Source organism: Micromonospora echinaurantiaca, assembly GCF_900090235.1.
Classification (GTDB): Bacteria; Actinomycetota; Actinomycetes; order Mycobacteriales; family Micromonosporaceae; genus Micromonospora; species Micromonospora echinaurantiaca.
This window is the reverse complement of sequence record NZ_LT607750.1, coordinates 6,414,391-6,435,004: the sequence shown is the minus strand read 5'-3', so window position 1 is coordinate 6,435,004 and position 20,614 is coordinate 6,414,391. Positions and strand designations below refer to the sequence as shown.

At 73.7% G+C, this 20,614-nt stretch carries 19 protein-coding genes and 1 tRNA gene; 8 read left to right on the top strand and 12 right to left on the bottom strand.

The genetic code is table 11. The annotated features are described in order from the left end of the window. Positions 1 to 18: 18 nt before the first annotated feature. Genes GA0070609_RS29200 through GA0070609_RS29190 form a run of 3 tightly spaced genes read right to left on the bottom strand, consistent with a single transcriptional unit; the run spans position 19 to position 2,735 of the window. Complete coding sequence (locus GA0070609_RS29200) at positions 19 to 1,458, bottom strand: PP2C family protein-serine/threonine phosphatase (RefSeq protein WP_088996761.1); 1,440 nt, start codon at positions 1,456 to 1,458, stop codon at positions 19 to 21. Beyond that, positions 1,455 to 1,940 (bottom strand): FHA domain-containing protein FhaB/FipA, encoded by a 486-nt coding sequence (locus GA0070609_RS29195; protein ID WP_088996760.1) that lies wholly within the window; start codon positions 1,938 to 1,940, stop codon positions 1,455 to 1,457. The genes GA0070609_RS29200 and GA0070609_RS29195 overlap by 4 nt, the downstream gene beginning before the upstream one ends. Before the next feature lie 6 nt (positions 1,941 to 1,946). Beyond that, a complete protein-coding gene (locus tag GA0070609_RS29190; RefSeq protein WP_088996759.1) occupies positions 1,947 to 2,735 on the bottom strand; it encodes an FhaA domain-containing protein in 789 nt (262 codons plus the stop codon). A 226-nt stretch (positions 2,736 to 2,961) separates the two neighbouring features. Between GA0070609_RS29190 and GA0070609_RS29185 the strand changes: the two genes are divergently transcribed. The 3 genes from GA0070609_RS29185 (at position 2,962) to GA0070609_RS29175 (ending at position 5,032) form a co-directional block, all read left to right on the top strand. Continuing rightward, positions 2,962 to 3,047, top strand: a tRNA-Leu gene (locus GA0070609_RS29185). Positions 3,048 to 3,113: 66 nt separating this feature from the next. Beyond that, a complete protein-coding gene (locus tag GA0070609_RS29180) occupies positions 3,114 to 4,229 on the top strand; it encodes an NAD-dependent epimerase/dehydratase family protein (RefSeq protein WP_172899432.1) in 1,116 nt (371 codons plus the stop codon). Then, positions 4,226 to 5,032, top strand: a complete 807-nt coding sequence (locus GA0070609_RS29175; protein WP_088996757.1) for a WecB/TagA/CpsF family glycosyltransferase — start codon at positions 4,226 to 4,228, stop codon at positions 5,030 to 5,032. Before GA0070609_RS29180 ends, GA0070609_RS29175 begins: the two co-directional genes overlap by 4 nt. 63 nt (positions 5,033 to 5,095) lie before the next feature. Here GA0070609_RS29175 and GA0070609_RS29170 read toward each other — a convergent pair whose 3' ends face one another. Continuing rightward, the gene (locus tag GA0070609_RS29170; protein ID WP_088996756.1) at positions 5,096 to 6,970 is read right to left on the bottom strand and encodes a S8 family peptidase; all 1,875 of its coding nucleotides are present in this window, start codon (positions 6,968 to 6,970) and stop codon (positions 5,096 to 5,098) included. A gap of 224 nt (positions 6,971 to 7,194) precedes the next feature. Here GA0070609_RS29170 and GA0070609_RS29165 point away from each other — a divergent pair, with 224 nt between their 5' ends. Then, complete coding sequence (locus tag GA0070609_RS29165) at positions 7,195 to 7,857, top strand: hypothetical protein (RefSeq protein ID WP_172899431.1); 663 nt, start codon at positions 7,195 to 7,197, stop codon at positions 7,855 to 7,857. On the opposite strand, the gene GA0070609_RS29160 is transcribed toward GA0070609_RS29165, so the two are convergent. The 3 genes from GA0070609_RS29160 to GA0070609_RS29150 all read right to left on the bottom strand — a co-directional run bounded on the left by GA0070609_RS29160 (position 7,825) and on the right by GA0070609_RS29150 (position 9,588). Further along, positions 7,825 to 8,232 carry a hypothetical protein gene (locus tag GA0070609_RS29160; protein WP_088996755.1) on the bottom strand — a complete coding sequence of 136 codons (408 nt, stop codon included), beginning with the start codon at positions 8,230 to 8,232 and terminating at the stop codon, positions 7,825 to 7,827. The two genes, GA0070609_RS29165 and GA0070609_RS29160, sit on opposite strands and share 33 nt — an antisense overlap. Positions 8,233 to 8,515: 283 nt before the next feature. Then, complete coding sequence (locus GA0070609_RS29155; protein ID WP_088996754.1) at positions 8,516 to 8,737, bottom strand: DUF397 domain-containing protein; 222 nt, start codon at positions 8,735 to 8,737, stop codon at positions 8,516 to 8,518. Then, a complete protein-coding gene (locus tag GA0070609_RS29150; RefSeq protein WP_088996753.1) occupies positions 8,707 to 9,588 on the bottom strand; it encodes a helix-turn-helix domain-containing protein in 882 nt (293 codons plus the stop codon). Before GA0070609_RS29150 ends, GA0070609_RS29155 begins: the two co-directional genes overlap by 31 nt. 681 nt (positions 9,589 to 10,269) lie before the next feature. On the opposite strand from GA0070609_RS29150, the gene GA0070609_RS29145 reads away from it, so the two are divergent. Together GA0070609_RS29145 and GA0070609_RS29140 are read left to right on the top strand one after the other, a co-directional pair. Then, the gene (locus GA0070609_RS29145; RefSeq protein ID WP_088996752.1) at positions 10,270 to 10,557 is read left to right on the top strand and encodes a hypothetical protein; all 288 of its coding nucleotides are present in this window, start codon (positions 10,270 to 10,272) and stop codon (positions 10,555 to 10,557) included. A 99-nt stretch (positions 10,558 to 10,656) separates the two neighbouring features. Next, a complete protein-coding gene (locus tag GA0070609_RS29140; protein WP_172899430.1) occupies positions 10,657 to 11,088 on the top strand; it encodes a hypothetical protein in 432 nt (143 codons plus the stop codon). A gap of 150 nt (positions 11,089 to 11,238) precedes the next feature. Here the strand turns inward: GA0070609_RS29140 and GA0070609_RS29135 are convergent, their stop codons facing one another. Then, a complete protein-coding gene (locus tag GA0070609_RS29135; protein WP_088996751.1) occupies positions 11,239 to 11,994 on the bottom strand; it encodes a PASTA domain-containing protein in 756 nt (251 codons plus the stop codon). 340 nt (positions 11,995 to 12,334) lie between these two features. Next, positions 12,335 to 13,015: a PASTA domain-containing protein gene (locus tag GA0070609_RS29130; RefSeq protein WP_157748325.1), complete on the bottom strand. Its 681-nt coding sequence runs from the start codon at positions 13,013 to 13,015 to the stop codon at positions 12,335 to 12,337. 187 nt (positions 13,016 to 13,202) lie between these two features. On the opposite strand from GA0070609_RS29130, the gene GA0070609_RS29125 reads away from it, so the two are divergent. Then, complete coding sequence (locus GA0070609_RS29125) at positions 13,203 to 14,552, top strand: hypothetical protein (RefSeq protein ID WP_088996749.1); 1,350 nt, start codon at positions 13,203 to 13,205, stop codon at positions 14,550 to 14,552. Positions 14,553 to 14,577: 25 nt separating this feature from the next. Here GA0070609_RS29125 and GA0070609_RS29120 read toward each other — a convergent pair whose 3' ends face one another. Then, positions 14,578 to 16,056, bottom strand: coding sequence for a glutamate--cysteine ligase (locus tag GA0070609_RS29120; RefSeq protein ID WP_088996748.1), 1,479 nt, complete (start codon positions 16,054 to 16,056; stop codon positions 14,578 to 14,580). Between the two features lie 422 nt (positions 16,057 to 16,478). Then, complete coding sequence (locus GA0070609_RS29115; protein ID WP_088996747.1) at positions 16,479 to 17,060, bottom strand: YceI family protein; 582 nt, start codon at positions 17,058 to 17,060, stop codon at positions 16,479 to 16,481. 102 nt (positions 17,061 to 17,162) lie between these two features. On the opposite strand from GA0070609_RS29115, the gene GA0070609_RS29110 reads away from it, so the two are divergent. Next, a complete protein-coding gene (locus GA0070609_RS29110; RefSeq protein WP_088996746.1) occupies positions 17,163 to 17,672 on the top strand; it encodes a MarR family winged helix-turn-helix transcriptional regulator in 510 nt (169 codons plus the stop codon). A gap of 149 nt (positions 17,673 to 17,821) precedes the next feature. Here GA0070609_RS29110 and GA0070609_RS29105 read toward each other — a convergent pair whose 3' ends face one another. Then, a complete protein-coding gene (locus GA0070609_RS29105) occupies positions 17,822 to 20,539 on the bottom strand; it encodes an ATP-binding protein (protein WP_088996745.1) in 2,718 nt (905 codons plus the stop codon). Positions 20,540 to 20,614: the final 75 nt, after the last annotated feature.

The window sequence follows — 20,614 nt, the reverse complement described above, 5'->3', positions numbered from 1 at the left end:
TCGGGTTCGAGCCGGCGCCTATTCCGGCGACCGGCAGGCGGCCGGATCCAGCGCCGGCGCGATGGTGTCGGAGGGCGGGGCGTCGGGCGTGCTGGCCGGCGCGGCGCTACCGCTCGGCGCGCCGCCCGGCGTCGGGCTGCCCGTGACCGGACCGGGCGTCGCGCCCGGCGACGGCGCGCCCGGGGTCGGCGTCGCGCCGGTGGCCGCCGCCGTCACCGTCGGGCTCGGCGGGCAGATCGGCTTCAGGTTCGGGTTCGTCGGGCTGTCGCTGGTCAGCTCGGCCAGCCGGCGCTCGGCGTCCGGCTCGCTCTTGGCCGGGATGCCCTGCTTGACCTGCTCCTGCGCGGCCAGGGTGAGATCGTCCAGTTCGGCCGGGCTGGTGGAGTGCACCGTGGAGAGATCCATCCCGGCGATCTGGCCCTGGATGCCCCGGAAGACCGCCACCTGGCCGTCCTCCGTCGCCCCGACGTAGTACTGCCGCTGGGTGTAGCTCCACCCGCCGAACAGGCCGCCGCCGACGATCACCAGCAGCGCGAGCGTCATGGCGGCGGCGCGTACCGGCCGGTGCCGGCGGCGCTCCGGCTCCTCCTCGGCGGCCGCCGCGGGCTCCTCCGGGGCGGCGGGCCGGGGAGCGGACAGCGCCGAGGCCCGGGCCGCCGGGGTGGAGACGTCGGCGGAGGTGGCCATGCCGCGGTCGCGGGCGGCGGCGCCGCCGACGATCGGGGTGGCCTCGACGATGTCCTGGTCGGTGGCGTCGGCGATGATCACCGTGATGTTGTCCGGACCGCCGCCGCGCAGCGCGAGCTGCACCAGCCGCTCCACGCACTGCTGCGGGTCGGCGTACTCGCGCATGGTGTCCGCGATGGTGTCCGCGCTGACCACGCCGGAGAGCCCGTCGCTACAGATCAGGTAGCGGTCGCCGGGCAGCACCTGGCGGACGGAGTATTCCGGGTCGATGTCGCGGCCGTCGAGCGCCCGGGTCAGCAGCGAGCGCTGGGGGTGGCTGCTCGCCTCCTCGGCGCTGATCCGGCCCTCGTCGACCAGCATCTGGACGTAGGTGTCGTCCTTGGTGATCTGCGCGAACTCGCCGTTGCGCAGCAGATAGGCACGCGAGTCACCGATGTGGACCATGCCCAGCTTGCTGCCGGAGAAGAGGGTGGCGGTGAGCGTCGTGCCCATCCCCTCCAGCTGCGGGTTGGCGTCCACAGTGTCGCGGAGCTGCTGGTTGGCGGTGCCCACCGCCGACCGCAGCGCGTCCACGAGGGCGTCCCCGGGGACGTCCTCATCCAGTGGCGCCATGGCGCCGATGACGATGTTGCTGGCGACGTCACCGGCGGCCATGCCGCCCATGCCGTCGGCGACGGCGAGCAGCCGCGGCCCGGCGTAGACGGAATCCTGGTTACCGTCTCGGATCAGACCGCGGTCGCTGTGGGCCGCATAGCGCAGGGTCAGAGTCATGGCCGTAATTCGAGGGAAGTGCGGCCGATCCGGATCGGCACGCCGAGGGGGACGGGGGTTGGTCCGGTGACCTTAGCGCGATCCAGGTACGTCCCGTTAGTCGAGCCGAGATCCTCGACGAACCACTGCCCGTCGCGCGGCACCAGCCGGGCGTGCCGCGCGGAGGCGTAGTCGTCGGTGATGACGAGGGTGGAGTCCTCGGCCCGACCGATGGTGATCTGCGCTTCACCGAGAGTGATCCTGGTGCCGGCCAGCTGGCCGGCGGTGACCACCAGCTGGTGGGCCGCCCGGCCCCGCTTCACCTTCGCCGGCTTCGCCGGCTGCCCGGTCGAGGCGCCGACCGCCCGGGGCGCGGCCACCAGCCGGCCCGACCGGGCGCCCGCGAAGAGATCCCGGCGGATGACGCCGACCACCGTGAACACGAAGATCCACAGCAGGATGAGGAACCCGAACCGGGCAACGGTGATGACGAGTTCCGGCAAGGCGGGTCAGCCGTCCACGCGGAAGGTCAGCGTCGTGGTGCCCAGCTGGATCATGTCCCCGGGGTTGAGCGCGACGGCGGAGACCCGCTGGCCGTTGACCATCGTGCCGTTGGTCGACCCGAGGTCGGTCAGCACGACCTGGCCGCCGTCGAAGTCCAGCCGGGCGTGTCGCCGCGAGATGCCGACGTCCGGCAGGCGCAGGTTGGCCTGGTCGCCGCGGCCGATCACGGTCGAGCCCATCTGCAGCGGGTAGGTGCGCCCGTCGCCGGAGACCAGCCGGACGTTGCGGCCGCCGCCGTGCCCCGGCGGGGGGCCGTAGCCGCCGCCCTGGTCGTAGGCGGGGTAGGCGGGCGGGCCGGCGTCGTAGCCGGGCGCCGACACCGGGGCGACCTCGCCGCCGGTGTAGACCTCGGCGGTGACCCGGAACATGCCGGTGTCCAGCCCCTCGCCGCGTTCGATCTCGACGATCACGTCGCCGTAGACCGTCCAGGCCTGCTCGCCGATGAACTCCGCCTGCGACTGGGCCAGTTCCTGGGCCAGCGCGGCGGCGTACGGCGCCAGCCGACTGTGGTCGTACGGCGAGAGATCGATCACGTAGCGGTTGGGCACCAACGTGCGCCCACCAGCCAGGATGGCCTTGTGCGCCTCGGCCTCCCGCTGCATGGCGTTGAGGATCTCCACGGGGTGGACCACCCCTTTGAAGACCTTGGCGAAGGCCCCCTCGACCAGGCCTTCCAGACGCTTCTCGAAGCGTTGCAGCACGCTCACCGGCTCCTCCTCGGGTCCCGAGGACATGATGGTATCCGGCCGGGGCGCGCGCAGCTCACACGCCGCTCGGCCGGCTGGCGCCCGCCCGTTCGGACGGGCCGATGCTGTCGTGCTACTCTTTCGTCCGCCACGAACGGTAACCGCTCGACGAACGGTAACCGGATCGCGGCCGACGACCGGAGCCGGGTAACCTGGCCGGGCCCGCTGGAGACAGCAGGACCGGCACAGACTACAGTGTTCGAGGTCGAGCCACGGGGAAGTGGCGGAATGGCAGACGCGCACGGTTCAGGTCCGTGTGCCCGAAAGGGCGTGGGGGTTCAACTCCCCCCTTCCCCACCAGAAGACGAGGGCTCCGCAGCGATGCGGGGCCCTCGCGCCGTATCGGGGCGTGCCGTACGTCACGCTATGCTCCGATGGTTTCTGCCTCCGATGGACCAGGAGTGGCCTGTGAGTGTCGCGTTCGTGACCGGGTCGGGCGGGCTGATCGGCTCCGAGGCGGTCCGGCACTTCGCCGGCCTCGGTCTCGACGTCGTCGGCATCGACAACGACATGCGGCAGGAGTTCTTCGGCGAGGAGGCGTCGACCGCCTGGAACGTCCGGCGGCTCACCGACGAGCTGGGGAGCGCGTACTCGCACCACAGCATCGACATCCGGGACCGCGACGCGCTGGCGAAGCTCTTCCGCCGGTACGGCACCGACGTCGTGGTGGTGGTGCACACCGCCGCGCAGCCCTCGCACGACTGGGCGGTGCGTGACCCGTTCACCGACTTCGACGTGAACGCCGCCGGCACCCTCAACGTGCTGCAGAACGTCCGCGAGCACTGCATCGAGGCGCCGGTCATCCACTGCTCCACCAACAAGGTCTACGGCGACCGGCCGAACAGCCTGCCGCTGGTGGAGCTGGAGACCCGCTGGGAGATCGAGCCAGGGCACCCGTACGAGCAGGGCATCCGCGAGGACATGTCGATCGACTCCTGCCTGCACTCGATCTTCGGCGCCTCCAAGGTGGCCGCCGACGTGATGGTGCAGGAGTACGGCCGCTACTTCGGTATGCGCACCGCCTGCTTCCGCGGCGGCACGCTGACCGGCCCGGCCCACTCCGCCACCGAACTGCACGGCTTCCTCGGCTACGTGATGCGGGCCAACATGGAGCGCCGGATGTACAAGATCTTCGGCTACCAGGGCAAGCAGGTGCGGGACGCGATCCACAGCTCGGACGTGGTCTCGGCGTTCGAGGCGTTCTTCCGCAACCCGCGCTCGGCGGCGGTCTACAACCTCGGCGGCGGCCGGCACTCGAACACCTCGATGCGCGAGGCCTTCGCGCTGGCCCAGGAGATCACCGGCCACGAGATGATCTCCGAGTACGTCGAGGCGAACCGGATCGGCGACCACAAGTGGTGGATCGGCTCCAACGAGGCCTTCCAGGCCGACTACCCGGAGTGGAAGCAGGTCTACGACGTACCCATGATCATGCGGGAGATCTACGAGGCCAACGTGGACAAGTGGGTGCCGGGAGCATGACGTCGGGCCGCAAGCGCAACGTCCTCGGCGTCCTGGTCGACGCCACCGACTACGCCGCCGCCACCGAGCAGGTGGTGGCCGCCGCGCAGGAGCGCCGACCGCTGGCGCTGACCGCGCTCGCCGTGCACGGGGTGATGACCGGGGTGCTCGACCGGGCGCACAACGCGCGGCTGAACTCCTTCGACGTGGTCACCCCGGACGGCCAGCCGGTGCGCTGGGCGCTCAACCTGCTGCACGGCGCCGGTCTCACCGACCGGGTCTACGGCCCGACGCTGACCCTGCACGTGCTCTCCCGGTTCGCCGACGAGGGACTGCCGGTCTACCTCTACGGCTCCACCGAGGAGACGCTCTCCCGGCTGATCCCGGCGCTGGAGCGGATGTTCCCGGCCCTCAAGATCGCCGGGGTGGAGCCGTCCAAGTTCCGCGCCGTGCAGCCCGGCGAGGACGTCGAGATCGCCGACCGGATCAAGGCCAGCGGGGCCCGGCTCGTGCTGGTCGGGCTGGGCTGCCCGCGCCAGGAGGTCTTCGCGTACGCCATGCGGCCGCTGCTGGACATGCCGCTGATGGCGGTCGGCGCGGCCTTCGACTACCACGCCGGGCTGCTGCGCAAGCCGCCGCCGTGGATGCAGCGGGCCGGCCTGGAGTGGCTCTGGCGGCTCGGCCTGGAGCCCAAGCGGCTCTGGCACCGTTACCTGGTGCTCAACCCGGCCTACCTGAGCCGGCTGTTCGGCCAGAAGACCGGGCTGTGGAAGGCGACCCCGCCGCCGCCGGCCACCGAGCGCCCGGCCGGCTTCGCGGTCTGATCCCGGCTCCGACGTACGCGCGAGGGCCCCTCCCGGCTGGGAGGGGCCCCGCACGGCCGCTGGTCAGAGGGTCAGCGTCCAGGTGTTGATGTAGCCGGTGTCACCGGCGTAGACGTCCCGGACCCGCAGCTGCCAGGTGCCGTTCGCCGCCTCGCTGGACAGGTTCACCGTGTAGGTGGTGTTGATGTTGTCCGCGCCGTCCCAGAAGCTGCTGTTCTTCAGCCGGTAGGACGAGCCGTCCGGGGCGACCAGGTCCACGACGAGGTCACCGCGGTAGGTGTGCACGATGTTCACCGCCACCGTCGAGCTGGACGAGGCGTTCCGGGCACAGCCGGCGATGGTGATCGAGCTGGAGACCGTGGCACCGGTGTCCGGGATCGCCACGTCGGTGCCGTTGCTGCCGGAGCAGCCGCCACCACCGGAGCCGGTCACCGTCAGCGTGTACGTCGCGGTCCGGGTGCCCGAGGCCGCGCTGCCGGTGACGGTCACCGGGTAGGTGCCGGGCGGGGTGCTGGCCGAGGTGCTGATGGTCAGCGTCGACGAACCACCCGAGGTCACCGTGGCCGGGTTGAACGAGGCCGTCGCGCCGGACGGCAGGCCGCTGGCGGAGAGGCTGACCGACTGGGCCGAGCCGTTGGTGGTGGCGGTGCCGACCGTGGTGGTCACCGAGCCGCCGGGCGCGGTGGAGCCGGAGGTCGGCGAGACCGAGACGGAGAAGTCGTTCACCGGCGGGGTGCCGTCGTTGACCACGTAGAGCAGCCGGTTGGGGGTGCCGGTGCCCGGGTTGGTCACCACGTTCGGGGTGGCGTTGTTGACCAGGCTGTCGCGCACCTGCTGCGGGCTCCACGACGGGTTGGCCGAGAGCACCAGCGCCGCGGCGCCGGCGACGTGCGGGGACGCCATCGAGGTGCCGCTGATCGTGTTCGTGGCGCTGTTGCCGGTGTACCAGGCGGACGTGATGTTGACGCCCGGCGCCAGGATGTCGACGCAGGTGCCGTAGTTGGAGAAGCTCGCCGCCGCGTCGTTGTTCTGGGTGGCGCCGACGGTGATCGCCGAGGCGACCCGGGCCGGCGAGTAGTTGCAGGCGTTCTGCCGGTTGCCGAAGATGTCGCCGTTGCCGGCCGCGACGGCGTACGTGATGCCGGAGTTGATGGAGTTGGTGACCGCGGTGTCGATCGAGCTGTTGGCGCCGCCGCCGAGGCTCATGTTCGCCACGGCCGGCTTGACGGCGTTCGCGGTGACCCAGTCGATGCCGGCCACGACCTGGGCGTTGGTGCCCGAGCCCTGGCAGTTCAGCACCCGGACGCCGACGATCTGGACGCCCTTGGCCACCCCGTACGCGGAGCCGCCGACGGTGCCCGCGACGTGCGTGCCGTGGCCGTTGCAGTCGTCGGCGGAGCCGCCGTCCACCGCGTCGAAGCCGGAGACGGCCCGGCCGCCGAAGTCGTTGTGCCCGTACAGCACGCCGGTGTCGATGACGTAGGCGCGCACGTTGGACGCCGTGTTCGGGTAGGTGTACGAGTTGTTCAGCGGCAGGTTGCGCTGGTCGATCCGGTCCAGACCCCAGGACGGGGGGTTGGTCTGGGTGCCGGAGATCGTCACTGTGTGGTTCTGCTCGACGTACGCCACCGCGGGGTCGGCCGCGATCCGCGCGGCGGCCTTCGCGCCGACCCGGACCTCGAAGCCGCGCAACGCCGCACCGTAGGTGCGCGCCACGGTGCCGCCGTGCCGGCCGACGAGCCGCTGGGCGTTGTCGCCCACCGCGCTCCGCCCGACGGCGCTGTCCTTGAACACGACGATGTAGCTGTCCGCGACGGCGGTGTCTCCGCCGGCGCTGCGGATCACCCCGACCGGTTCGGCGGCCATCGCGGGCGTGGCGGCCGCCACCATCGCCAGCGCGGCCACCCCGACGAGTACGGACCTGTGTGGAAGAGCCATCTTCCTACCTCCCTCCTCCGACCAGCACCGACCGTCCACCCGTTCGTGGCGGGCAGATCGATGGATGCCAATCGGTCTGAGGGTAGATCGGCGCGGAGAGGCAGATAAACATGTCGAATCGTCAATAACATCGGAGGGATGGATCCCCTACGGGGTGCGACTACGGGCCCAACGGGGGGCGGGCCCGGATTCGCCCGGCCCGGGAACGGGCAAGGCTGTCAGACATGGAGAGCCATCTCGCCGTGCTGCTGCCGGTCGCCGCCGTCTGGCTGGCCGCCGGGTACGTCGCGGACGGGCTGCCCCGGATCGACCGTGCCCACGCCCTGCGCCGGCGGGCCGGCTGGTCGCTCGTCCTCACCCTGACCGGACTGGGGCTGACCGCGGCGGTGCTGACCGCCGGGCTGTCCAGCGGCGGGGCCACCATGGCGGACCGGGCCGCCGGCAACCTCGCCCTCGCCGGCGGACCGGCCGCGCTGGTCGCGCTCTGCGCTGTACGCCGGCTGCGCCGGTTGTGGGCCGGCGCGGGCGCCTTCGCCGCCGCGCCGGACACGCCCGCCCCGCACGGCCTGCGGGCCGCCGCGGCGCATCCGATGATCGGGCTGCCGGTGCAGGTCACCGGCCTGGCCACGGTGCCGGCGCTGCTCACCGCGGGCGGCGCGGACCTGCTCGTGGAACCGGGCGTGACCGGCCCCGCGATCACCGTCGGTGCGCTCTGCGTCGCCGTGCTCGGCGTCCGGCACGCGCTGCGACACAACCGCCTGGCCGAGCGGGCGCTGCCGGCGGAACCGTTGGCGCCGACGGGCTGGGCGGTGCCGGTCGAGCGGATGACGCTCGCCGAGCCGGCGGAGCCGGCGTCAGTGGGAGCGGCCGGCCCCCTGCATGTATAGCAGTTCCAAAATCGCCCGGGTCGCCTCGAACCAGCGGTCCAGCCAACCGGGCGGGGGCACGCTGCCCTTCGGCGGCAGCTCCATCAGCAGGCCGCGCAGCAGCGGGTGGTCGGCCAGCGACTCGGTTGGCTCCGCCGCCCAACCGCCGGGCGGGAACGAGGGCTCGGTGAGCGGGTTCGGGTCCAGCGACGGCAGGGAGAGCGGCGGGCCGGCCTGCTCGGGCGTGGCGGGCGCGGCGTCCCGGCCGGCGTTCTCGGTGTCGGTCGACACCACCTCGGTCAGCACGGTGTCCCGGCGCGCCCCCCGGTACTTGCCACCGAACCGCTCCGGTTTGCCCGGACCGTTGGTGAGGTTCTCTGAACCGATCGTCGTCATCCGTCTCGCCTGCCTAGCTCGGTTGTCGATCCGCGGCGGGTTGTCGACCAGCGCCGTACCGAGGGGTACAACGAGACGGGACCGATGTGGCGACGGGAATCCCGGAGCCGGGGTCACGTCCGGGCGGCGGGCGGCAGCGCCCTTGCGGCCACGGTGAATCGACCGAGCCCCTGCCCGCGTCGCCCGACGCCGGTCGGATCCCCGCCTCCGGTGCCGCCCGGGCACGGTCGGCTCCCCGTCCGGAGAACCGGACGGGGAGCCGCCATCGGTGTCACGCCGGTGGTCAGTCCCGGCCGAAGCCGCCGCGCTTGGCGCCGTCGACGAAGGCGTGCCAGTCGCCCGGGGCGAAGACCAGGGCGGGACCTGTCTTGTCCTTCGAGTCCCGGACCCCGACCGCCCCGGTCACGTACGCCACCTCCACGCAGTTGTCACAGTTCGGCCCGCTCTTCGAGCTCTTGAACCAGGTTGCCTGCGTCAGGTCCACGGGGAACCCCTTGGTCGCCATTTCCACAACGGCTCCTCTGCCAGTTTCGCGATGTGTGCGATGGACTCCTCCGGACGGATGGCCGCCGCGCGGATGTGATCGAAGATGAAGCTGTACTTCTGCAGTTCGTCACTCTTCTCCAGGAAGAGCCCACCCGTGGCGTTCTCCGCGTACACGACATCCGGATCACCGGGCTCGGGGAAGCTGAGGATCGTGAAGGTGCCGTCCATGCCGGCGTGCGCCCCCACCTCGAACGGCAGGATCTGCAACGTCACGTTCGGCAACTCGGCCACCTCGACCAGCCGCTTGAGCTGGCCACGCATCACTTCGTCCCCGCCCACCGGCCGGCTCACCACCGCCTCATCGAGCACCACCCACAGATCGACCGGATCATCCTGAGTCAGCAACGACTGGCGGCCCAGTCGGACACGGACACGTTGTGCGACCTGTTCGGCGGTGAAGTCCGGCCGAGCGGCGCGGATCATGGCACTCGCGTACTCCTCGGTCTCCAACAGACCGGGGACCACCTGCTGCTCGTACGCCCGGATCGAGCTGGCCGCCGCCTCCAGCCCGACGTAGGCCCCGACCAGCACCGTGCTGTACGGGTGCCACCAGCCCTTCTGCCGGGCCTCCCGGGCGATCTGCACCAGCTCGTCGCTCTCCGCGCCGACCACGCCGTAGATCCGGAGCATGTCCCGCACGTCCCGCGGGGTCGCCGTGGTGTGGCCGGTCTCGATCCGGGAGATCTTCGACGCGGAGCACTCCAGCTGCTCGGCGACGGCCTCGATGGTGATCCCGGCCGCCTCCCGCTGCCGGCGCAACTCCGCACCGAGCCGGCGGCGCCGGATGGTCGGGCTGCGCCGCTCGCTCACGACCGCACCTCGGTTCGCCACGGGGCTCGCCGGAGCGGGGCACCGCTCGCGCTCAGGATCGCACCCTCGGCTGCCGTTCCGGACCGCTCGCTGGCCCTCACCGGTACACCTCCGCGTGGACGCGCCGCTGTCGCCGCCCGCCGGGGCGCGACCCTGGGGCAGCGGGCGAGGCGTTCGCGGCAGGGGGTGGTGCCGGTCGTCGGCCGGCCGCGACGGGCGAAACCGGCCCTCAGTGTGCCGTTTGGACGCCAACGGCTTCAAGCGTCGTGACACGCGAGCCGCTCGCGTATCGGCAAAAGTCGACGTGCAACTTGCATGTCGCACGTGTCTGATGCACTCTGTCCGTATGGCACGGGTCACTCACCGTCAAGATCGCTCTTCCGGAGCGGTGACCCCACCAGCGCCCGGAAACCGGACGGTGATCGTGCCCGACCTGCGGCAACAGGATCTGCCCCGGGCTGATGACCCCGCCGCTGCACGCCAGCAGGCTGCGGCGGCGGGAGCGGTGCCCAGGAGCGATCGGGTGTTGGTCGGGTGGCGGCACGCCACCAGCGGGCGTCGCCCGACCACCACCACCCGCACCCGCCGGCCCACCGGGCACGACCCCGTCGCCCGGCCGGCAACCTTCCCCCGACCAGCTCCGCCGGCCCGTCCGCCGGCCAACCCTCCCCAGGAGCCCATGTGCTTCCCCGCTCCGGTGACGTACTGCACGTGACTCGCGCGGCGAGTGTCCAGTTCCTCAGGCCCATCATGTTCCGGGTGATCCGGGTGCTCGACTGGCCGACCTACGACGGTTGGCTCTGGCTCGACGGCTACGAGTTGAACGCGGCGGGGGACGCGGTCAACCGGCGGTCGATCTTCGTACAGCGGCAGGGGCTGCGCCAGCTGCGGGCCGCCCCGGAACCCCGCCCGCACACCGTGCGGACGGCCCGCAGGCCGGTCGTCCGGACCCCGGTCCGGGTGGGCTGACCTCCACGAACGGCCGCCGGGGGGCGTGCCGCCGCCATAGAATCGGTACGCCCACCCCGGCAGGTTTCCACCCCGCGCGTCCAGGACCCCGAACCTGGGATGGCCATGGTCAATCAGTCCGCCGCGCGGCGGCACCACCGCTCCCGTATCGCCTACGCCTTCGGAATCCTGGCGCTGTTCGGCGCCGCGACCACGCTCGTGGTCGTGGTCCGCGACCCCGCCCTGTCGTCCACCCGACTGACCGATCCGGTGCCGGCACCGGAGATCACCGTGATCGGCGAAGACCCGTCGACCGAACCGCACGACGAGTACGACCCGTTCGCGTTCGGCGAGCCCGACCCGCCGGCGACCGAGCCGACGCCCGACTCCGGCGGGCCGGTCGCCGCCGCGCCGTCGGGTGCCGAACCGGCGGCGGCCGGCGGGCACACTCCGGAGGACATCCGCCGTTCGCTGTTCTGGTCGGGCGTCCTCGGCCTGGCCATCTCGCTCGCCGGCCTGGGGTTGGTGGGGACGAGACGCCGGATGTGGTGACCGGGCCCTCCCGGCCAAGAGCCGCCAGCGTCGGCGTCCTGTCACTCCACGGGCCGGGTCAGGCTTGAGATCGGATCGGGCTCGGGTCGGGGTCAGTCCGTCAGGGTGGGCTCAATCCGTCGGCGTGGACTCAGGCGCCGTCGAGTTGGCTCAGGCCGTCGGGGTCGGCTCGGTGGTCGGCTCGCTCGGGCTCGCGGTCGGCGTCGGCCGGCCGCGGGACACGGTCAACGTGACCTCCTCGCCGGCCGGCACCGGTTCGCCCGCGGCCGGGTCGGTTTCGATCACCGTGCCGGCCGGCCGGTCCGACGCCCGGTACTCGACCCGGTGGTCCACCCCGAGCCGGTCCAGGATCGCCTCCGCCGCCTCCTGCGACAGACCGACCAGCGGCGGCACCGGCACCTCGACCGGTTCGCTGGTCGGCGACGGGGAGGGCGACCGGGTGGTGGGCTCGGTGGTGGTCGGCGCGGGCGTGGTCGGCACGGTACGGGTCGGCGAGACCGACGGGGTCGGGCCCGGCTCCGTCCCGTCGTCCGCCGACTGGAGGGCCAGCCACAGCCCGGCGCCCAGCAGGGCGAGCAGCAGCAGCACGACCACGCCCCAGAGGATGGGCAGCCACCAGCGCCGGCCGCTGTCCTCGGCGTACCACTCGCCGCCGCCCGGCTGGTAGTCGGCCGGTCGTGGCGGCGGCACCTCGGCCCGCCCGGACCACGCCGCCGGGCCGGGACGCCCGGTCGGCGGCAGCGGGGCGGTCCGGTCCGGCGCGGCCGGTTCGGGTGGCTGCTCCGCCGTCCGGTCCGTCGGGCCGGGCAGCCGCTGCGTCCGGTCGACGGGTTCCGGCCCGCCGGCCCGGTCGCCCGACGGTGGCAACGATCGGGTGGAGTCGTCCCCCTCGGGTGGCTCGCTCATGCCGGCACTCCGCTCCGCTCCGCACCGACATGAGACACCCACGCGCTGTGCCGATGATTCGCTCGCTGCCGCTCGCTCATGCCGGCACTCCGCTCCGCTCCGCACCGACATGAGACACCCACGCGCTGTGCCGATGATTCGCTCGCTGCCGCTCGCTCATGCCGGCACTCCGCTCCGCTCCGCACCGACATGAGACACCCACGCGCTGTGCCGATGATTCGCTCGCTGCCGCTCGCTCATGGCACGTCCTTTCCCGAACCGGGACGGGCGTCATGGCCCTCGCCCGCCAACCTAGCGGTCCGGGCGGCCATCGGCCGGGATCAGCGTGCCGACCCGCCCGTCACGGCACCGGGGACGCGGTGGGCGAGCCGGGAGCCGCCACGCCGCACCAGATGGCGACCGGGTCGTTCCAGTTGCCCGCGGCGTCGCCGGCCGGCTCCTGGCGGGTGACCACGCCGCGCCGGCCCGACCGGTAGCGCGGGTAGAAGCCCTCGTCGACGAGTTCGTCGGCCGCGTCGTCGCACTCCTCGCCGACCACGTCGGGCACCGTGCTGGCCGGCGCCGGACCATCGACGTAGAGGTGCACCGTGGTGCCCGGCCGCACCTCCGCGCCGACCGCCGGCGAGGTACGGGTCACCGTGCGCCCGGTGCCGCTGCCGAAGACCAGTCGCCAACCCAGCCGCCGCTCCCGCAGTTCGTCGCGGGCCTCGGCGAAGTCGGTGCCGATCAGGGGCGGCACGGTCAGCCCGGTGGACCGGGTCGGCGACGTCGACCGGGGTGCCGTCGGGGTGGCCCGGCTCGGCGCCGCACTCGGGCTGCCGGTCGGCGCGCCGGTGGTGGCGCCCGCGACGGGCCGGCCGGTGGGCTCGGCGCCCTCCCCGGCGAGCAGCCAGCCGCCGGTGGCGCCGATCGCGGCGAGCAGCGCGACGGACAACCCGCCGCCGAGCGCCAGGGTCAACCGGTCCGGCCCGGCGTCACCGCTCGCGCCGTCCGTCCGCAGGCCCGTGTTCCCGTCCGTCATACCGCCCACCGCCTCATCCCCGGCGACCGTACCCGGCGCCACCAAGCCCGCTCCGCGCGGTCGCCGCGCCCGCCGTGGTCGCCGCCCGTCACGGGCCGGCCACCCGCCGGTGCGTTTTCCCGGATCGAGATCGCCGCCGCCCCGGCACCACTCGCCGCGCCGACCCCGGGACGCTACGCTGCCCCGCATGGCCAGACGGGGCTGGGGAGGATCGATCGCCACCGCGATCGGCGTCGCTGCCGGCGCGGGCGCCGCCCAACTGGGTTTCGGCTACGGGCTGGGCATCATCAACTGGGCGCCGGCCGACCCCGGCGCCGGACCGGCGGCCTGGGTCGCCAGTCTGGTCTGGGCCACCTGGATCGCCGCCACCTCGACCGTCTTCGGTGCGGTCTGCGCGCAGCGGCTGCGGGACCGGGGCACGCCGAACCGCCCGGCCGGTGGCCCGCCGCCCGGCGACGCGCCCGCCGAAGCCGCGTCGGAGAGCGGGGACGGCGAGGTCGCCGGCCGGCCGGATGCCGACACCGGACCGGAGCAGGTCGGCCCGCTCCGGCTGCTTCTCCTGGCGCTCGCCGCCGGCTTCGGCGCTCTGATCACCGCGCTGCTGGTCGCCGTGCCGGCCCGGATGGCCGAGGTGGCGGACACCCCCTCGCCCCGGGAGGTCGCCGCCGGCTACGCGGCGGTCGGGATGCTGGTGGGCGTACTGGCCGCCGGCTGGGCGCTGCGCTCCCGGGCCGCCGCCGCGAACGTCATCGCCACCATCGCCTGGCTCTGGCTGCTCGCGGTGGTCGCCGTGGTCGACGGCGTGCTCGCCGGCCGCGGGCTGACCAGCGCGCAGCTCGGCATCTGGCAGCTCAGCGCGGACGACGGCCGGTACTGGATCCGGGACTACCTCTACTGGCCCGGCGCGGTGCTCTCGCTGGGCTCCGCGCTGGTCATCGGCGCGCTCGCGGCCCGGAGCGCCGCCCGGCACCCCGACCACCGGGTCGGCGCGGTGGCCTCCGGCGCGGCCGGGCCGCTGCTCGTCGCGGTCGCGTACTTCCTGGCGGTACCCCGGGTGACCGCGATCAGTCCGGAGCAGGTCTCGGCGCACCTGATCGCCCCCTACGCGGTGATCGTCGGCGTCGGCGGCTCGGCGCTGGTGGCCGCGCTCGCCCAGCGCGCTGCCCGCCGCTCGGCGACCTCCGCCGACGTCGCGGTCGACCCGGCACCGGCCACACCGGCGGACGCCGGGCCGGATGCGGTCGGATCCGGGACGACGCGGGTGCCGCGGCAGCGGGCCGGCAAGTCCTCCCGCCTGCCCGCCGCCGCCGGCGAACCGGCCACCGTCGGCGGCACGGCCGGCGCACCGACCGGCGACGCAAAGCCGGCCGGCACCGCGAAGCCGGCCGGTGGAGGCACCGCGAAACCATCCGGTGGTGCGGAAACTGCCGGGGTGGACCCGGCGGCGCCGGCGGGTGGCTCCGGGGACGCCACCGATCCTGCTGGCGACGACAGTCCGGCCGGGCGACGCCTCCGGTCGACCCGGCGCTCCCGCTGACGGCGCTCCCCGGCGGTTGCGTCCGTCAGTCCACCGGCCAGGTGTGCACCGGCTCGTTGCTGCGCTGCAGTTCGGCGTAGCGCTGGACCATGTGGTGCAGCGCGGCGTTCCGGTCCATGCCCCGGTGCCGCTCGGCGACCCAGACCGCCTCGGTCTGCCAGGCCGCGCCGTTGCGACCGGTACGGCAGCGCTGCTCGATGATGCCGAGCAGCCGGTCCCGTTCCGCCGGGGCCACCCCGAACCGGTCCAGTCCGGCCGCCGCCCGGGGCAGCAGCACGTCCAGGACCAGCTTGGTCACCGGCACCTCGCCGAGCCGCGGCCAGTGCAGTACGGCGTCCATCCCGCGCCGCGCGGCGGCGTGGAAGTTCTCCTCCGCCGAGCTGAAGGTGAGCTGGCTCCAGATCGGCCGGTCGGCCTCGGCCAGCCCGCGGGCCAGCCCGAAGTAGAAGGCGGCGTTGGCCAGCATGTCCACCACGGTCGGCCCGGCCGGCAGCACCCGGTTCTCCACCCGCAGGTGCGGACGGCCGTCCATGATGTCGTAGACCGGCCGGTTCCAGCGGTAGACGGTGCCGTTGTGCAGCCGCAGCTCACCCAGCTGCGGCACGCCGCCGCCGTGCAGCACCTCGACCGGGTCCTCGTCCTCGCAGATCGGCAGCAGCGGGGGGAAGTAGCGGACGTTCTCCTCGAAGAGGTCGAAGATCGAGGTGATCCACCGTTCGCCGAACCAGACCCGGGGGCGTACGCCCTGCGCCTTGAGCTCGTCCGGGCGGGTGTCGGTGGCCTGCTGGAACAGGGCGATCCGGGTCTCGGCCCAGAGTTGCCGGCCGTAGAGGAAGGGCGAGTTGGCGCCGACGGCGACCTGCGCAGCGGCGATCGCCTGGGACGCGTTCCAGTAGTCGGCGAAGCTGTCCGGCGCGACCTGGAGGTGGAACTGGAGGCTGGTGCAGGCGGCTTCGGGGGCGATCGAGTCGGTGTGCGTCTGGAGCCGCTCGACCCCCCGGATGTCGAGTTCGATGTCCTCCCCGCGGGCGCCGACGATCTGGTCGTTGAGCACCCGGTAGCGCTCGTTGGTGGAGAGGTTGTCCGCGACCAGGTGCCGCTCGGTGAGCGTGGGCAGGATGCCGACCAGGACGATCTTCGCGTCCGACTTGGCCGCCCGCTCGTCGGCCCGGGTCAGGCTGGCCCGCAGTTCGTGCTCGTAGTCGGCGAAGCCGGTGCCCTCGATCAGCCGGGGCAGCGCGTTGAGTTCCAGGTTGAACTGCCCCAGCTCGGTCTGGAAGAGCGGGTCGGCGATGTCGGCGAGGATCTCCTCGTTGCGCATCGCCGGCTCGGCCGCCGAGTCGACCAGGTTGAGCTCGATCTCCAGGCCGGTCATCGGGCGGTCGGCGTCGAACCCGAAGTCGTCGAGCATCAGCGCGAACACGTCCAGGCAGCGCCGGACCTTCTGCCGGTAGCGGACCCGGTCCTCCCGGGAGAAGGCGCCCTGCGCGACGTCCCTGCCCATGTCGTCCTCCCGGCGCGAGGCGCACTCGGGACCGTACCGTCCCGGAAACGCATTGTGAACCATCCACGTTAAGAGCGTTGATCGCAGCGGACCAGAGGCCGGGTCCCCGGCCCACCGGCCGGGACGACGGCGACCGGTCCGTACGCGCTCCCGCCGGCATCTCTACCCAGCCCGGGCCGCCGGCCACCGCACCGCCGGGGGAACGAGCCGTGACAAATCGCACCCGCTGCGGCTCCGCGGTGACCACGCGAGCCGGCGCCGTGCGGGCGGATACCCGAGCCCGGGCCCGGCATCGACCCGCCCGGCGGCAGGGGGGACCGGACCGGATCGGGCGGGACCGCGCCCGCGCGATCGGGTACGGACGGCGTCGGGCCCGTGCCGGCGGTGCGGCACGGGCCCGACGTACGTCAGATCCTCGGGGATCAGGCCTGGCGGACAGCCTCGCCCTCGATCTCGATCTTGATCTTCTTGCCGACCAGCACGCCGCCGGTCTCCAGGGCGACGTTCCAGGTCAGGCCGAACTCCTCGCGGTCGATCTCGGTGCTCGCCGAGAAGCCGAAGATGTCCTGGCCGAACGGGCTGCGGCCGACGCCCTCGAACTCGACCTCCAGCTCGACCTGACGGGTGACGCCCTTGATGGTCAGGTCGCCGACGAGGACGAACTCGTTGCCGTCGCGGGACTTCACGGCGGTGCTCCGGAACTCGAGGGTGGGGAACTTCTCCACCTCGAGGAACTCGGGGCTGCGCAGGTGGGCGTCCCGGTCGGCCTGCTTGGTGTCGATGCTGGCCGCCTGGATGGTGGCGCTGACCGAGGACTGCATCGGGTCCTCGGCGACGGTGATGGTGGCGGCGGCCTCGGCGAACTCACCGCGTACCTTGCTCACCATCATGTGTCGGGCGACGAACCCGACGCGCTTGTGCGCCGCGTCCAGCACGTAGGTGCCGGCGGTCGGGATGGTGAGGCCCTCCCAGTCGCGGGTAACCGCTTCGACGCTGCTGGTCATGGAAACTGCCCTCCGAGAGATATCGTTTAGTAGCCCAACGACTGCCTCAGCAACTATAGCGGCAGCAATATTCCTCGTGTCAAGGACTGTTAGGATGTACGGGTGAACCAGAACGTGTTCGACGACCCTCGGATCACCGCAGTCGGCCTCCTCTTCGAGGCGCACGCCGGGCTGTCGGCCCGGTTCTCCGCGCAATTCGAGGAACACGGCCTGTCGTCGGTCGAGTTCGAGGTGCTGACCCGGCTCGCCCGCTCACCCGGCAACCAACTGCGGATGACCGACCTGGCCGCGCAGACGTCCCTGTCCACCAGCGGGGTCACCCGGGTGGTGGACCGGATGGAGCGCGACGGCCTGCTGACCCGGCGCGCCTGCCCCTCCGACCGGCGCAGCTCGTACGCCGTGGTCACCGCCGCCGGCCTGCAGCGGCTCGACGAGACGCTCCCCGGCCACCTGCGCATCATCGAGCAGTGGTTCACCGGCCAGCTCGACCCGGACGCGCTGCACGCCCTGCTCGACGGCCTGCGCCGGGTGCGCGACGCCGTCCACCCCGGCGCCACCGCGGGCAGCACCACGGTGCCCGTGGAGTCCGCGGCGGCCCCGACGGGCTGCTGAGTCGGCGCACCCCGAGCAGCGCCCGGCGCCTTTCACACGAACCGCAACCCGCACCGGCAGCGAAACCCACCGGCAGAAAAACCGGCAGAACTGCCGCCGGCAGCGGGAGATAGTCGATCAAACCGGACGATCGTCCCCCGACCCGGTGGCTAATCTTCCTGCCACGGGGACCCACCGGGGGGTGACGGCGCGGGCGAAGAGCGAGGGGTAACAGGGGGCTTCCTCGCCCGCGCCACCCCGGTCCCGCGTTGCCGCGGCACCCGGACCCCGGTCTCGTCCCCGGCACCGGCCCCGACGGCGTCCGGCCCGGCCGTCCCACTGCGCGCCTCGGCCAGCGCGTACAGCAGCCCCTCCTCCTGTGGCAGCAGTCGGATGCCGCTCTCCCGGCAGACCCGGTCGAGCCGGTCGAGCACGCCGTGGTCTGCCGTGCTGGCGGCCAGCCCGACCAGCGCCTCCACCACGTCCCGCCGGTCCTGGCCGTCGACGCCGGCCTCCGCCGCGGCGGCGAACCACTCCGCTGCCAACTCCCGGTCACCCCGGTGCAGGGCCAGGTTCCCCTCGATCAACGCGCAGATGCCGTCCTCCGGTCGCGGCCCCGAGCCGCCCCCGGACGCCGGGGCGGAGCGCAGCTCGGCGAGCACCTCGCCCGCCTCCGCCGACCGGCCGTCCTGGGCGAGCGCCAGACCCACCGTGCCGAGCACCCGACGCCGGTGTCCCGGGTCACCCAGCCCGGTCAGCGCCGCCACCACCTGGCGACCCTGGTCGACCGCGTCCGCGTACCGGCCGGCGAGGCGGGCCACCTCGGCCAGGTTGGCCCGGGCGAGCACCCGCAGCCGCTGCTCCCCGGCCTGCGCGGCGAGCCGGTCGACGGCGGCCAGCCGGCGCCGGGCGGCGGGCAGGTCGCCCACCCGGATCTCATGCCAGGCGAGGTTGTTCTGGGCCACCGCCATGTCCCGGGTGCGCCCGTTGCGGGTGGCCAACTTCAGCACCGCCTCGGTCTGCGCCCGGCCCTCGTCGTGCCCGCCGGTGGCGATCAGCAGCGCGCAGAGCACCGTCCGCGCCTCCAGCTCCCCGGTCACGTCGCCGGCCTCGCGGAACGCGGCCAGCGCGGCCCGGGCCGCCGGCAGCTCCTCGGCGCCACGGCCGTGCTCGGCGGCGAGCCGGGCCACGCCGAGCAGCGCCCACGCCCGCAGCACCGGATCGGCGTCGGCGGTACGCGGGTCGGCGAGCAGCCGGCACAGCCACTGCCGCCCGGCGACGTCGCGTCCCCGGAACCGCCACCAACGGGTCAGTCCGGCGGCCAGGCGCAGCGCGGTCAGCGGGTCGTCGACCGCGGCGTGCGTCAGCGCGGAGCTGATGTCGCCGCTCACCTCGTCCAGCCGGTGCACGGCGGCGGGCAGGTTCGCCCCGACCAGATCGGTGGCGGTGCGCGTCACCAGCCGGGCGATCACCTGGGCGTGCCGGCGGCGGATCGCGGTCAGCTCGCCGGTGCCGGCGGCCTGCTCGATGGCGAAGTCCCGGACCGCGTCGAGCAGCCGGAACCGGAACTGGCCGGTGCCCCGCACGCTCAGCAGCCCGATCTCGACCAGCCGGTCGAGCAGCGGCACCGGGTCGACGGCGACCGCGCCGTCCCGGTCGGCCTCGTCGGCGAGCATCTCATCGGCCAGCTCGACCGACCACCGGTTGCCGAACACGGCGAGCCGGCGCAGCGCCGCCCGCTCGTCCGCGGCGAGCAGCCGGTAGCTGGTGGCCACCGCGTCCCGCAGGGTCATCGCCACCGCCGCCCGGGTGCCCTCCGACCGGCCCGGGTCCGCCTCCCAGCCTGGCCGGTCGGCCGGGCCGGTGGCCAGGTCGAGGACCCGGTCGCCGTACCGGTCGAGCAGTTCGTTGAGGTCGAGGATCCGGCCGCGGGCGGCCATCAGCTCGATGGCCAGCGGCAGCCCGCCGAGCCGCCGTACCAGCGCGGCCAGCGCCGGCAGCTCGATCGGGCCGGGCGGCTCCCGGCGTACCTGGGCCAACCGGGCGGTGAACAGCGCCACCGCCGGGTAACCCGCGAGCGCGGCGGGCCCGGCCCGCTCCCTGCCCGGCGGGGGTACGTCGAGCGGCGCCACCGGGCGTACCCGCTCGCCCGGAAGGCCCACCGGGTGCCGGCCGGTGACCAGCACACGCAGCGACGGCACCGTGGCGGCGAGCCGGTGCAGCGCCTCGGCCACCGCGTCCGGGGCGCGCTCGACCGCGTCCATCAGCAGCAGGGCGGGCCGGCCGTCGACCCGGGCGGCGAGTTCCGGCAGCCGAGCGACGCCGAAGACCGCCACCGACGCGGCCAGCACGTCGGCCGCGTCCGACCCCTCCCCGATCAGCACCCCGGCCACCCCGGCGGGATGGCTGCCGGCGGCTGCGTGGGCGGCGGCCAGGGCCAGCGCGGTCTTGCCGACGCCGGCCAGCCCGACCAGGCTCACCAGCCGGGGGCCACGGTCGTCCGTGAGCAGTCCGGCCAGCTCGGCCAGGTCGCGGTCCCGCCCGATCAGCTCGGCCGGTGGCGGCAGGGCGTTCGGGCCGGCGTCGGCGGCGGGCTCGGCGCCACCGGACGCCTCGGCCGGGTCGGCCGGCGCCGCTGGCCGGGCGGCAGCGAGGAACGCCGAGCGGGCCGGCCCGGCCAGGGCCAGCGCGCCGGCGAGCAGCTCCACGGTGGTCCGCTGCGGCCGCGCCGAGCGGCCCCGCTCCAGGTCGCGAACGGTACGCACACCGACGCCGGCCCGGGACGCCAGCTCGGCCTGGGTGAGGCCGGCGGCGAGCCGGTGCCGGCGCAGCAGTTCCGCCAGGGTCGGGCGACCGGAGCTCAGCGCAGGATCACGGTCCGCGTTCATCGGCTGGAAGCGTACGGATGGGGTGCGACCGCCGGCAGCGGAGCGTCGGGCTGCCGACGCCGACGCGCCGAAATC

What these genes read in the sequence shown, in the direction of transcription:
- GA0070609_RS29200 (WP_088996761.1), bottom strand. Translation starts at nt 1,458, where the DNA reads ATGACTCTGACCCTGCGCTATGCGGCCCACAGCGACCGCGGTCTGATC.
- GA0070609_RS29190 (WP_088996759.1), bottom strand. Translation starts at nt 2,735, where the DNA reads ATGTCCTCGGGACCCGAGGAGGAGCCGGTGAGCGTGCTGCAACGCTTC.
- GA0070609_RS29180 (WP_172899432.1), top strand. Translation starts at nt 3,114, where the DNA reads ATGCTCCGATGGTTTCTGCCTCCGATGGACCAGGAGTGGCCTGTGAGT.
- GA0070609_RS29175 (WP_088996757.1), top strand. Translation starts at nt 4,226, where the DNA reads ATGACGTCGGGCCGCAAGCGCAACGTCCTCGGCGTCCTGGTCGACGCC.
- GA0070609_RS29170 (WP_088996756.1), bottom strand. Translation starts at nt 6,970, where the DNA reads ATGGCTCTTCCACACAGGTCCGTACTCGTCGGGGTGGCCGCGCTGGCG.
- GA0070609_RS29165 (WP_172899431.1), top strand. Translation starts at nt 7,195, where the DNA reads ATGGAGAGCCATCTCGCCGTGCTGCTGCCGGTCGCCGCCGTCTGGCTG.
- GA0070609_RS29160 (WP_088996755.1), bottom strand. Translation starts at nt 8,232, where the DNA reads ATGACGACGATCGGTTCAGAGAACCTCACCAACGGTCCGGGCAAACCG.
- GA0070609_RS29155 (WP_088996754.1), bottom strand. Translation starts at nt 8,737, where the DNA reads ATGGCGACCAAGGGGTTCCCCGTGGACCTGACGCAGGCAACCTGGTTC.
- GA0070609_RS29140 (WP_172899430.1), top strand. Translation starts at nt 10,657, where the DNA reads ATGGCCATGGTCAATCAGTCCGCCGCGCGGCGGCACCACCGCTCCCGT.
- GA0070609_RS29135 (WP_088996751.1), bottom strand. Translation starts at nt 11,994, where the DNA reads ATGAGCGAGCCACCCGAGGGGGACGACTCCACCCGATCGTTGCCACCG.
- GA0070609_RS29130 (WP_157748325.1), bottom strand. Translation starts at nt 13,015, where the DNA reads ATGACGGACGGGAACACGGGCCTGCGGACGGACGGCGCGAGCGGTGAC.
- GA0070609_RS29125 (WP_088996749.1), top strand. Translation starts at nt 13,203, where the DNA reads ATGGCCAGACGGGGCTGGGGAGGATCGATCGCCACCGCGATCGGCGTC.
- GA0070609_RS29120 (WP_088996748.1), bottom strand. Translation starts at nt 16,056, where the DNA reads ATGGGCAGGGACGTCGCGCAGGGCGCCTTCTCCCGGGAGGACCGGGTC.
- GA0070609_RS29115 (WP_088996747.1), bottom strand. Translation starts at nt 17,060, where the DNA reads ATGACCAGCAGCGTCGAAGCGGTTACCCGCGACTGGGAGGGCCTCACC.
- GA0070609_RS29105 (WP_088996745.1), bottom strand. Translation starts at nt 20,539, where the DNA reads ATGAACGCGGACCGTGATCCTGCGCTGAGCTCCGGTCGCCCGACCCTG.